The organism is Okeania hirsuta (assembly GCF_003838195.1).
GTDB classification, from domain to species: domain Bacteria; phylum Cyanobacteriota; class Cyanobacteriia; order Cyanobacteriales; family Microcoleaceae; genus Okeania; species Okeania hirsuta.
Window position 1 is genome coordinate 1 of the sequence record NZ_RCBY01000209.1, and the last position, 12,116, is coordinate 12,116.

Annotated in this window: 7 protein-coding genes; 6 read left to right on the forward strand and 1 reads right to left on the reverse strand. The window is 38.5% G+C overall.

Features of this window, described 5'->3' with window-relative positions:
- Positions 1–122: 122 nt before the first annotated feature.
- Complete coding sequence (locus tag D5R40_RS25040) at positions 123–491, reverse strand: hypothetical protein (protein ID WP_124155392.1); 369 nt, start codon at positions 489–491, stop codon at positions 123–125.
- Positions 492–767: 276 nt separating this feature from the next.
- Between D5R40_RS25040 and D5R40_RS25045 the strand changes: the two genes are divergently transcribed.
- The 6 genes from D5R40_RS25045 (at position 768) to D5R40_RS25065 (ending at position 11,845) form a co-directional block, all read left to right on the forward strand.
- Positions 768–1,976: an RNA-guided endonuclease InsQ/TnpB family protein gene (locus D5R40_RS25045; RefSeq protein WP_124155393.1), complete on the forward strand. Its 1,209-nt coding sequence runs from the start codon at positions 768–770 to the stop codon at positions 1,974–1,976.
- Between the two features lie 45 nt (positions 1,977–2,021).
- Positions 2,022–3,341 carry a GTPase family protein gene (locus D5R40_RS25050; RefSeq protein WP_124155394.1) on the forward strand — a complete coding sequence of 440 codons (1,320 nt, stop codon included), beginning with the start codon at positions 2,022–2,024 and terminating at the stop codon, positions 3,339–3,341.
- 818 nt (positions 3,342–4,159) lie between these two features.
- Positions 4,160–4,324, forward strand: a complete 165-nt coding sequence (locus D5R40_RS36020; RefSeq protein WP_161564691.1) for a hypothetical protein — start codon at positions 4,160–4,162, stop codon at positions 4,322–4,324.
- Between the two features lie 86 nt (positions 4,325–4,410).
- A complete protein-coding gene (locus D5R40_RS25055; RefSeq protein ID WP_124155395.1) occupies positions 4,411–4,596 on the forward strand; it encodes a hypothetical protein in 186 nt (61 codons plus the stop codon).
- A 301-nt stretch (positions 4,597–4,897) separates the two neighbouring features.
- Positions 4,898–9,232 carry an AMP-binding protein gene (locus tag D5R40_RS25060; RefSeq protein ID WP_124155396.1) on the forward strand — a complete coding sequence of 1,445 codons (4,335 nt, stop codon included), beginning with the start codon at positions 4,898–4,900 and terminating at the stop codon, positions 9,230–9,232.
- A 1,017-nt stretch (positions 9,233–10,249) separates the two neighbouring features.
- Positions 10,250–11,845 (forward strand): ABC transporter ATP-binding protein, encoded by a 1,596-nt coding sequence (locus D5R40_RS25065; protein WP_240041648.1) that lies wholly within the window; start codon positions 10,250–10,252, stop codon positions 11,843–11,845.
- Positions 11,846–12,116: the final 271 nt, after the last annotated feature.

Here is a 12,116-nt window from a genome sequence, read left to right on the forward strand (position 1 = left end):
CTACTCCCACAAACCAACAATATTATGTAGATAATGTTGTTGTGCCAAATAAACGATTTGTAAAAAGAAATTTTTCTCCAATAAGGAAAATTTTTTTCCGGGGTAACAGAAGCACCTTCTAATCAAATTCTGGAACAGATGATGTATGATTCTCTTCGCTCATAAAAAGTACTCTGTTGGTAAAACCAATTCCAATCTGGATGACATAGAGCTTCCCACCTGGCTCCACCTTGAGGACTTAAGTAGTAACCCATATTTAATTTTCCGTCCAACGCAGCCTTAATTTGGGACAGGGTTAAGACCACATCTGGAGTCCTGACTCCCTCTTTAGTAGTTAGTAGGACTAATATATCCCCATTCTGAAACAAGCGATCGCTTGCTGCTGCTACCTCTGTATGACAAAGTCGCCAATCTGATGCAACATTTTTGAGGAATTCACCATCTTTTAAAACTGAGAAAAGAAGCAAATATTCTACCCTGTGGATAGTCATAAATTTTAGAAAAAGTGATGATTCTAGTAGTGCAAAACAATTCTAAAAAAATCTACAAACAGGAAATTGGAAACTTTTGCCTAGAAAGAGCTTCTCTACATGATAAACTTAAAATCAGAATAAAATTTATTTCAAATCATTTATAAAATAAGTCCACTTACCGAAAAAATTGGGTTTAAAGCCCCGTCCTTCTAGGACGGCTTTTCTTAGAACTAGACTTGATAGTTTTCGTCAGGCGTGTTAGCGTAAGATTATATCGAAGGAGGTCGAGATTCGATGATCATTATTGAGTTCAAAGCATACGGCAAAGTTAACCAATATGCAGCTATTGATGAAGCTATTCGGACGGTTAAATTTATCCGAAACAGCTGTATTCGCCTGTGGATGGATAAGAAGGGAACAGGAAAGTACGACCTTAGTAAATACTGCAAGATACTGGCCAAAGAATTCCCTTTTGCTAATGAATTGAACTCAACAGCTCGACAGGCTGCGGCTGAGAGAGCATGGTCATCAATTTCTCGTTTCTTTGAAAATTGCAAAAAGAAAGTACCTGGAAAGAAAGGGTTCCCCCGATTCCAGAAGCATTGTAGATCGGTCGAATATAAGCAGTCAGGATGGAAAATATCCCCTGACAAAAAGTCGATCACTTTCAGCGACAAGAAGGGAATTGGGAAGCTAAAACTCAAAGGTACGTGGGACTTGTGGCGCTTCGACAAGAAGCAGGTTAAGCGAGTTCGCATAGTCAAAAGGGCTGACGGCTACTATGTTCAGTTTTGCGTCTCTGTGGATGTCACGGAGCAATTAAATCCTGCTGACGCGACTGTGGGACTGGATGTAGGACTAAAAGAGTTCTATACTGATTCCAGAGGAAACACCGAACCTAATCCCCGTTTTTATAGGACTGGGGAGAAACGTTTAAAGTTTGATCAGCGCAGAGTTTCTCGGAAAAAGAAAGGCTCATCCAATCGTAAGAAGGCAGTTAATAGACTAGGTAGACAACACCTTAAAATAAGTAGACAACGTGAAGAGCACGCCAAGAGACTGGCGCGCTGCGTAATCCAGTCTAATGACTTGGTCGCCTACGAAGATTTGAGAGTTAAGAATTTGGTGAAAAACCACTGTCTAGCTAAGTCTATTAATGACGCAGGTTGGTATCAATTTAGAAAATGGTTAGAGCATTTTGGCACTAAATTTGGCAGAGTCACAGTTGCTGTAAATCCTGCATATACTAGCCAAAACTGCTCTGAGTGCGGCGAGGTAGTGAAGAAGTCGCTATCAACTAGGACTCACGTCTGTAAATGTGGTTGCAAGTTAGACCGCGACCACAACGCCGCAATCAACATTCTAAACATAGCCTTGGGTACGGTGGGGCACACCGGAACCTGGATCATTGATCCGAACGCTTTGGGAGATCTGTCCTCTACTTTTCCTGACTCCGGTCTGGTTGAGCAAGACGGGTCGTCGATCAAAGAATCCCCGTCCTAGAAGGACGGGGAGTGTCAACCTATAGATTTACCTACTATATTCAGAATGACTGAGGAACATGATATAAACCAAACAACAACTGATTCGGAACAGTTTCATCAACCGACTGAAGATCAAAAAAAAGACTCTTGGAAAAATCGTATCGCTGAAGTTTGGAATGATACCAGCAACCGTGTAATGAAACTGTTACCCGTAGACCGGGCAGCACAAACATTAGTGCAATGGTTTAGCATTGATGAAGCCAAAGTAGCCGAAATATTAACAAAAGTACGCGCAGAACTTCCCACCACTGAAGCACTATTAATTGGTAAACCCCAAGCAGGTAAAAGTTCCATCGTGCGTGCTTTAACAGGAGTTTCCCCAGAAATAGTCGGTCAAGGATTTCGCCCTCATACCCAACATACCGAACGTTATGCTTATCCTTCCGACGATTTGCCCTTATTGATTTTCACTGATACTGTGGGGTTGGGAGATGTGAAACAGGAAACACCAGTTATTATTGACGAACTCCTCGGAGAATTACAGCAGGAAAGTAACCGCGCCAGAATCTTGATTTTGACCGTAAAAATAAATGATTTTGCTACCGATACATTACGACAGATAGCACAACAGTTGCGACAAGAATATCCAAATATTCCTTGTCTTTTAGCAGTAACTTGTCTCCATGAAGTTTATCCTAACCCTACTGATGACCATCCCAAATACCCTCCAGAATATGAAGAAACCAACCGTGCTTTTGTTGCTATTGAGGAAAATTTTGGGAAGTTGAGCGATTGCTCTGTACTTATCGATTTTACCCTAGAAGAGGATGACTACAATCCTGTATTTTATGGTTTAGAAGCCTTTCGAGATAGTTTAGCAGAATTACTTCCAGAAGCAGAAGCACGAACAATTTATCAATTATTAGACGAACAAGCAAGCAAACAACTGGGCAATATTTATAGAGATGTGGGGCGACGTTATATTTTATCATTTACTATTATGGCAGCCACCGCAGCAGCAGTACCTCTACCTTTTGCGACAATGCCAGTATTAACAGCTTTACAAGTTTCCATGGTAGGTTTATTAGGAAATTTGTATGGGCAAACAATATCCCCATCTCAAGCAGGAGGAGTTGTTAGTGTGATTGGTGGGGGTTTTGTCGCTCAAGCAGTGGGGAGGGAGTTGATTAAATTTGTGCCTGGGTTCGGGAGCGCTATCGCTGCTTCTTGGTCTGCTGCATATACTTGGGCGTTAGGTGAGAGTGCCTGTGTTTATTTCGGAGATTTGATGGGAGGGAAAAAGCCAGATCCAGAGAAAATTCAAGGTGTGATGCAGGAAGCGTTTGAGTCAGCGAAAGATAGATTTAAAGGGATGAAAAGTTGAGTAGAAATTGCACTTAGTATCACGCCCGCTCGGGTAGTGCGTTCATCAAGTTCTTAGGTGGTAGGTGTAAATTCAAGAGGGAACACTGGAAACGGAGCAAAAATTTGGGATCTTTCTGTAGTGTATCAAGAAAGTGTGGGAATGGTAAAATTATCATTGTCCCTCAATACTTTCTATTCTAATAGACATCTCCTCCACCCATAGGCAGTAGGCAGCTTTGCTGTAGGCAGTAGGGAACCCACCCCTCGCCCCTCCCCCTCCCAGGAGGGGAAATAATTGATATATCTAGTGTGATAATTGATTTTATTTTTTATTATAGGAGATGTCTAATATAGCGCTGTGCGCAGGCAACAGGCAACAGCTCCGGAAGGCAACAGGGGGAATAAATTGCCGATAATATAAGAATCTATCCCATTAATAGTCAAATTATGATGAAGCTATCCCACTATTTTTAACAAGTTTATTTGTTTAAGTAAAATGTGTTTTAAAAGCTTGATTTTTCGTTTTTAACTATCAACATGCAAAAATCTTATTAGTGGGATAGGTTCTTTGTAATTCTCTCTCCTCCTGACTCCTGACTCCCCTTCCTGGGAGGGGCGCGCGGGTGGGTTGACTCCTAAGTAATTAGGATTAATATCATACACGTGCTTCAGCAACGCCGAGAAAAGTAGCCTAGTTTGATGAAGATTTGATGAAGATGTAGCCTAGTTTGATGAAGATTTGATGAAGATTTGATTAAAATTATAACTTCCTATTGCTTTTGTTTTTTTTTTAGATTATCGTTGTGATTAAAGATAACCAAATAAAAGGAAACAACCATGAAAAGTCTTAACTATAGCCAACTCAACCCAGAGCAAAAACAACAAATCAGCAATTTAATTGCACAGATGGAAGGGCAACAACAAAATAGCAACTGTGCTGTTCGCTTCGTTGCTCGCGGCGCTACTGGTGGTGAGTTTGGTGGCGGCCCTATTCTTAACTAATAGAGTAGACTAAAATCAAGGATTTGATCTAGCCTTCTCCCAAATAGATCGACATTGAAATGCCTCAATAATAAAAGGAAACAACCATGAAAAGTCTTAACTATAGCCAACTCAACCCAGAACAAAAAGAACAAATCAGCAATTTAATTGCACAGATGGAAGGGCAACAACAAAATAGCAACTGTGCTGTTCGCTTCGTTGCTCGCGGCGCTACTGGTGGTGAGTTTGGCGGCGGCGGAGGCAACCCTGGCGGCGGCCCTATTTTTAACTAATAGAGTAGACTAAAATCAAGGATTTGATCTAGCCTTCTTCCAAATAGATCGAGATTGAAATGCTGTTGGTTCAACCATGAATACCTATGGATAAGTAACCAACTCAAACAGTAGGGACGTTGTATACAATGTCCCTACTATAATATTAAAATCAGGACTTACGCGGAAACCGGGTTTATAAAGGAAATTTCGTGGTTTGAACAACAAGAGCAGGGCAATAAACCCGGTTTATTGGTTGGGAAAGCGTAAGTCCTGAAAATGTAAAAGTAAAGTTATTCTATTAGATGTAGATGGAGCTGTAATGTCAATAAACACAGAGCTAGACCTTAAAATAGGTGAAGATCAATATGAATTTGGTCAATCAAGTTTTTTTTGGACTGACCCTAAACTGTTTGACGATCGCCAACAGCAGAATATTAATACCCTGATCGCCATACAACAAGTTTTGATGCGTCACCCTAGGTTTGAAGGTTCTGAGGAAGACATTTCGGAGATTCAAGAATTTTTAGAAGTTTATCATCAAATCGCTACAGAAGCATCAGAAAAGTTTAGCTTAATTTGGTCAGATCCTTTTGCCAATCATTGGTGTCTATTGGCGTTAGACCTAGTCACAGCAACCATAACTAAGAAACCTTTACCCCTCGTTACTCAAGAATATTGTCAGGCAATTCAACAAAAAACACCTCTTCAAGCACTAATATTTCACCTCAATCAGTTTAAGTTATTTGCACTTGCTTACGGTTTTCTGTCTCAGCAAAGTTATCAATTTAAAACCCCTTTAATTTGTCATTTACCAGTAGCAATTCCAGGTACATCTCTTTACCTAGAAGGGAATGGAAAAATAGAAATTTACGGTATTAATTCAGAAAAATTAGAAGTTGTAGTCACAAACAACAAACAAACCCTAGAATTAACCCCAGATGCAACATTAGGTGACGAAAATTTGAAAGTAGGCAAATGCCCAACCATTCAACTTCCCAGTCGGGAATTACGATTTCAACCTTATTGTTTTAATTCTCCAGCTTTTCCAGATGGTCAAGCAGTTGTTGAAGCAGGAATGAAGTATCAGGGGCAATATGTCACTCTAGTCAAAGATGGACTAGCACTGATTGAGCAATATCATCCTCAGAGTTTTGAGCAATTGCATTATTTTATGCAGGTATTAGCTCTCAAACCGATAGGTGTAGGAAATTTCACCAACCTCAGTAGCTCAGATTTTTCTGGCGCTCTAATTTGTAGCGTGATTGAAAATCCTTATAGATTAGCTGATAACTTTATTCACGAGTTTCACCATAATCGCTTATTCTTGATTGAACAAAATAATCCCCTTTTGTTGGACTCAGTTGAAGAGAGTCAAGGTAACAATTTGTATTATTCGCCTTGGCGTTTAGATTTGCGTCCCCTACGAGGAATTTTCCATGCCATATATGTTTATACACCCGTTGCTCAGTTCTGGTTAAATGTTTATCGAGCAAACCCTACTGGTGAACTTTTAGACTTTACCAAAAGTCAACTTATTAAGATTCCTTTACAACTGCAAATCGGACTTGAGCAGTTGCGCAAATATGCCAAATTCACTCCGGTAGGTCAGGATCTTTTTAATGAATTAGAAAGACAACTTGCTCAGATTAACCAAGAAATTACTCAACTTCAAATCCCCTCAGATGTGTCTGACCTAGACTTTCAACGAAATGGGTCTTTTCTTTATAATCTACGACCGGGAACTGCCCAATTTTTGACAGTTAAAGAAGCAACGTTAAATCACATCAAGCGTTTTGATTATTTTCAACAAATTGATACTCAATTACAAGCAAATTTAGGTTTAGATGGGTTCTCTAAGAATGAAATAGGAGAAAAAGCAGCAGCGATCGCCTACGGGGAAAAAGTGACGGGAACTGTTGAGTTCGTATCCTCCCTAGCAGAAACCTTAAAACAAAAAATCGAACGCTTTTCTGAAAGCGAAATAATTGATTTGAGGGAAGAGCAAGGAGTAACCAGAACTTATGGTGAGCTTTGGCAACAGTCCACAACCTTACTCGGTTACTTACAAGCACAAGGTTTATCTCCTGGGGACTTTGTCATCATTCATCTTGAACATTGTCATAATTTTGTAGCAGCGGTTTGGAGTTGTTTTTTGGGTGGTTTTGTCGCCGTACCTGTGACAATTTCTCCCAATAGTTCTAACACAACTACTCAAAATGCCAAACTGCAACAGGTTTGGCAAGGGTTAGATAATCCTGTAATTTTGACAACCAAGAATCTGACAGAAACAATTAACGATATTCTCAAAGATTCTACTCCTAACCTACTAACTATCGAAAAATCTCAAGAATTTGCTCCGAGTCAGAATTTCCATTCCAACCAACCTGAAGATTTAGCTCTATTGCTCACCAGTTCCGGTACAACAGGTACTCCAAAACTGATTTCTTTTGATGCGGTTACAGTTATTAGCCAATTTTTGTCAGGGAATGAGAAATCTGAATCATCTTACTGCTCCTTGACTTGGGTTCCTTTTGATAATGCGTCAGGATTTGGTATTGTCAACCCGAAATCAGGAAAAACTCTTTATCTTCCTGCAGAACGCTTTTTCGGAAACCCTATACTTTGGTTAGATATTGTCGATCAATACAAGGTGAAGGGAACGGTCTTAACGAATTTTGCCATGACACAGATTATGGAGCAAATTCAGGAAATTTCCGAACCTCACTGGGATTTGACTTCAATCGAAACCATTGGTTTAGGAGCGGAAAAAATTGTGCCTCAAACTTGCCGTTCTTTTTTACAGACCTTACAACCATTGGGATTGGGTGCGGATGTCCTTAATGTTGGTTATGGTCTTTCTGAAACGGGAGTTGTTGCTAGTAACCGTGAGTGGATAGCAATGGGTTATAACCAGCGTGGCGAACAATTTGTGCAAATTGGTAAACCTTTACCGGGTTGTGGGATTCGTATTGTTGATGACCAGGATAATTTACTCAATGAGGGTGAGGTTGGTCGTATTCAGATTTGGGGTGTCAACAGAACTGGTGTATATTACAATAATCCAACATTGAATAGGACGCTTTTTACAGAAGATGGTTGGTTGAATACTGGAGATTTAGGATTTCTCAATCACAATTACCTGACGGTGACAGGACGAGAAAAGGAGATCGTCATTATCAATGGTAAGAATTATTCCTGTCAGGAAATTGAATTAGTAGTCGAAGCAGTTGAAGGGGTTGAACCTTCTTATACTGTTGCCTGTAATATTCGACAACAAGAAAGTGATACTGATGAGTTAGCTATTTTCTTCAATACACTAATTACGGAAGAAAGTCAATTAGCCAATTTAGCTAAACAAATTCGGGGAAAAGTAACTCAAACCTTGGGTATAAATCCCAATTATATAGTTTTAACTGAAAAATCAGCGATTCCGAGAACAGCAACGGGTAAAATTAAACGCTTACAACTTAAACAGAGTTTGGAAGCTGGTGAATTTGATGCCATCATCAAATGGATAGATGCACTCATTCAGCAAACGTTAGAACATACATTTGTTGGTCCTCGCAACGAATTAGAACGCCAACTGACTCAGATTTGGGAAAAAGTTTTAGGAATTCAACCTATCGGAATCTATAATAATTTCTTCGATTTAGGAGGACAGTCTATCTTGGCAGTTAAACTATTGGCTGAAATTGAAAAAATTGTTCACAAAGATTTACCTTTAGCTGCTCTGTTTCAAGCTCCAACAGTTGAAAAACTAGCGAAGATTTTATCTGAAGAGAAATGGTCATCATCTTGGCAATCATTAGTCCCTATTCAACCACTGGGCGATAAAACACCCTTATTCGCTATTCATCTTCTCGGTGAAGGTTTAAGTTTTTACCGACCTTTGGCAAGTTACTTGGGTCAAAGACAACCAATTTATGGGCTAAATTATGGATTAGCGGCAAAAAAAGGGAAAGAAGAAAAAGTTTCTCTACCTCCTACTAAAGATTTAGCAGCTCACTACATTCAAGAAATGCAAGCTTTTCAACCCCAAGGACCTTATATATTATTAGGTGTATCTAATGGAGGAAATGTAGCTTTTGAAATGGCAAAACAGCTTCACGCACAAGGTCAAACAGTTGCCAAGTTAATTTTGTTTGATACCATACATCCAAATGTTAAGCTTCCCCCAAACTGGAACAAGATTTCTCGTTTCCAGAAATTAATTTTAAATGTGATACGAAATATTGATATTCATTGGGGTAATTTTCTATTATTTGAACCTCAAGAGAGACTACCTTACTTATTCGACAAGGTACAAAAATTGTTAACTAAGTTGTTTACCCAATTTCCTAAAAAATTATATCTATCTATTAGGTCATCAATTTCTAATGTTACTAAAAAGCATCACAAAATAAATTCTCCGTCTGTATCTCCTCAATGCTATACACCACATTCATATCCGGGTAAAATAACTCTTTTTAAAGCTAAACATACAACTATAACATCTTCCGATCCTACAAATGGATGGGAAGGTGTAGCTGAAGAAGGACTAGAAATTTATAACATTCATGGCGCTCATAGTAAGATTCTCTCAGAACCCAGTGTGCGCATCTTAGCTGAAAAAATGAGGTCTTGTCTACAAAGCACTCTAGACATTGACTCATAATTTACATCTTTCCATCCAGGGGTTAGTTCTTTCTATGACCCATCTAGCTTTAACTGGAACAATTCCTGTTTTTCCTTGCTTTTCTTTGTCTACTTAGGGTTTGCGCTTCACTAGTCTTTTATATCATGTTCGGTTGAATACTTATAAATAACTGTTCTGAGGAGTCAGGAGTCAGGAGTCAGGAGTCAGGAGGTAAGAAAGGAGGAATGCATAGGAAATATTGGAGATGGGGTATTGAGAATTTCAGTATTTCTTTAGTACTGTCGGTACTGTCAGTCCTTAAATTTTATTATAACTGATTATCCGAACATGATATTAGTAGGGGTAGGAGACAGCTATACTGGAGACAGGAGACAGGAGAAATAGGAATGAGCGAGGAGGTAGGAGCTAAGTTTTGTCAATTTGGGATTTTTCTACCATAGTCAGCCCAAAATACTAGCTTTTTGCAGCTCACAGGCACCGAAAAGCTGGCACTTTTTTGAACCCCAAAAAGGCTAATACCTTTATTTATCAATACTTTGAGAATTAATCAGCAAGCCCTACTTATATCATGTTCCCCCTCCGGGGGAGCTACGAATTGCGGTTGAATACTTATAAATAAATGTTGTGAGTCCTCAGGAGTCAGGAGGACCGAGTCAGGAGGAAATATTGGAGAAAAGTAAAGACAATTTCAGTATTTATTTGATACCGTCGGTACTGTCAGTCCTTAAATTTTATTTATAACTGACCCGTCCGAACATGATATTATAGCAGTTTTCGCAAAGGTAGACTACAAAGCTTCTACTTTTTGCCTTCTGCCTTTAAGCCAAAATCTCTGTATTCTATATTAATCTTCCTATTGTTGAAGTAAAAATAACATATATTTCAATTACTTAAATACTTTCAAACTTGATTCTTAGGGAGTGAAAAAAAAAGTAGCGATCGCAACCCTCCTACGGATACAAAAAATCATTCATAACTGGCACTAATAATTATTTTAATTACATTAAAATCAAAAAAAATATTATCTAATACTTGATGACATATTTACATTTAGAAAATATTACTAAAAGTTTCGGAAAATTTGTTGCTAACGATAATATTAATATTTCCATTGCAGCAGGTTCTGTCCACGCTATTCTTGGAGAAAATGGTGCAGGAAAAACCACATTAATGAATATATTATCAGGACTATATCAACCAGATTATGGTCAAATTTATCTAGAAGATAAACTAATAAAAATTTCCTCGCCTGGTGTAGCAATAAATTATGGTATTGGCATGATTCATCAGCATTTTATGTTAGTACCAACATTAACAGTTACAGAAAATATTATCTTGGGAAATAGTGGAAAAATTCATCTAAATTTAAGTACAAAATCCGCAGAAATTAACGCTATGGCAAAAGCCTATAATTTAGAAATACCAGTGAATAGTAAAGTAGCAGATTTACCAATAGGTATTCAGCAACGGGTAGAAATTCTCAAGGTACTTTATCGTCAAGCAAAAATTTTAATTTTAGATGAACCTACAGCAGTTTTAACTCCAGCAGAAGTAAATTCTTTGCTGAATATTTTGCGAAAGTTAGCAGCAAATAATCACACAATTATTTTTATTAGTCATAAACTAGAAGAAGTAATGAATATTTGTGATACTGTCACAGTTTTACGTCGGGGAAAAGTGGTAGATACCATCAAAACAGCAGCGATTACTACTCATAAATTAGCTGAAATGATGGTGGGTCGAGAAGTAAATTTAGTTTCTAATAAAATTGCTGCTGAAAAAGGCAAAATTGTTCTAGAAGTGAAAAATATAGAAGTCAAAAATGACCGAGGTTTATCTGTAGTAAATAATTTATCTTTTCAATTGCATAGTGGGGAAATTTTAGGAGTAGCAGGAGTCGATGGCAATGGTCAAAGAGAATTAGCCGATGCTATTAACGGTTTGCGTTTTGTGGAGAAAGGAAAGATCGAATTTGTAGATAATTTAAAAGTGGGATATATTCCCGAAGACCGCCAAAAAATGGGGTTAATTATGAATTTTAGTATTGCTAGGAATTTAATTTTGAAATTGTTTAGATTTTTGCCTTTTTGTCGTTATGGTTTTTTGCAGTCTGAAGTAATAAATAATCATGGGAAAAATGCCATAGAAAAATTTGATATTCGTGCCAGTCATCCGCAGTTAAAAGTCAATCAACTTTCTGGAGGAAACCAACAAAAAATTATTCTGGCGCGGGAACTTTCTGGAAAAGCTACAATTAATGTTGGTTTTCCAGAAAGTTCCCGTGCCAGTCATCCGCAGTTAAAAGTCAATCAACTTTCTGGAGGAAACCAACAAAAAATTATTCTGGCGCGGGAACTTTCTGGAAAACCAACATTAATTGTAGCTATGCAACCTACCCGTGGTTTAGATATCGGTGCTACAGAATATGTACAACAAGCTTTACTTGCTCAAAAACAACAAGGGGCAGCTATCTTATATATTTCTACAGAATTAGAAGAAGTCATGGCAATGAGCGATCATATTGCCATTATATATGAAGGTAAGTTTATTGATATTCTAGATGCTGCCACCGCTACAGTCGAAGAGGTAGGTTTATTAATGACATCGGGTAAAAAAACATTGATGCCGTAGGTTGGGTTAAGCGCAAGCGCAACCCAACAAAGACCAATGAACCTATCCCACTAATACCAAGCGCAATAAAAGTTTGCTACATTTTCACATTACAGAGGACTAGGGGAGTGGGTAGGGACGTTACATACAACGTCCGTAAATATACGTCAAAGCCCTAAAAATGGCTAGATCCCTTGGTAATCAAGGAATTATACCTTAATTAGGGCTTGCGTATGGAAAGTCTTTTTGCTCTTTGTAGGAGACAGGAGACAACCCACCCCCAACCCCTCCC